Origin of the sequence: Psychroserpens damuponensis (assembly GCF_000826655.1) — a bacterium.
GTDB classification, from domain to species: domain Bacteria; phylum Bacteroidota; class Bacteroidia; order Flavobacteriales; family Flavobacteriaceae; genus Psychroserpens; species Psychroserpens damuponensis.
On sequence record NZ_JXJO01000035.1, the window covers coordinates 1 to 891 of the forward strand.

Here is an 891-nt window from a genome sequence, read left to right on the forward strand (position 1 = left end):
TTGTTGCGCTTTTGCGTTCTTCTGATTTTCCTACGGAAAATCATCGGACACAAATTCGCAACAATCCATACACAAGACCGTTGTGCTTAATTAAAAAAATGAACGATATTACAGCTAAAGAAGATTTGTTATTTCAGAAATGGCGGATAAAAAGAAACAAATTAATAACAGATGGAGTAGCAAATCCGAATCTATTCATTAACTCGAAGTATAGAGTTTTGTACATTTTGAAAGAAGTAAATGGAATAAAAGATACTAAATGGGATTTAAGGACTTTTATTAAAGATGGAGCAAGAAAACAAACGTTTAAGAATATTGCTCTTTGGCAATATGGACTTAAAAATCAATCTAAAATAGAAAAGTGGAGTGTTTTAAATAAAAAAAGAAGCGTTAGCTTTATAAAAACACATATTGCAGATATAGCATTATTAAATGTAAAAAAAGAAACTGGAAGTCATACTGCTATCACTAAAACAGTTGAAAAATATTGCTCTGAAGACAAAGACTATATTAAAGAACAAATAGATATATATAATCCGAAAATAATTTTCTGTTGCGGAACTGGTTCGATGATCTTTAACAATAAAATTATTACTGGTTTGAATAAATGGGATGAAACAACATATGGAGTTCAATATTGCAAAATAAGTGAAGATTTAACAGTAATTAATTATTGTCATCCTGAAGCTAGAGTGAATGATAATTTATTATTTTATACGTTACAATTATCTCTGAAGGAAATTTTATAGGAAAAAATAACTAAGCACAACACCGTGTATAATTCATTGCTAGTAAAGGCTTACTTGCGAAAGTCCTCGCGGACTTTCTATCTGTGATTTATTTGCTAACTTTAGTGCTTAAACACGCAACGAAATCATACACAAGCACGTT

At 29.7% G+C, this 891-nt stretch carries 1 protein-coding gene; it reads left to right on the plus strand.

The features are described from left to right. Positions 1 to 749, plus strand: a 749-nt coding sequence (locus TD29_RS16990) for a hypothetical protein (RefSeq protein WP_206539805.1), incomplete at its 5' end; no start/stop codon positions are given. Between the last annotated feature and the right edge of the window lie 142 nt (positions 750 to 891).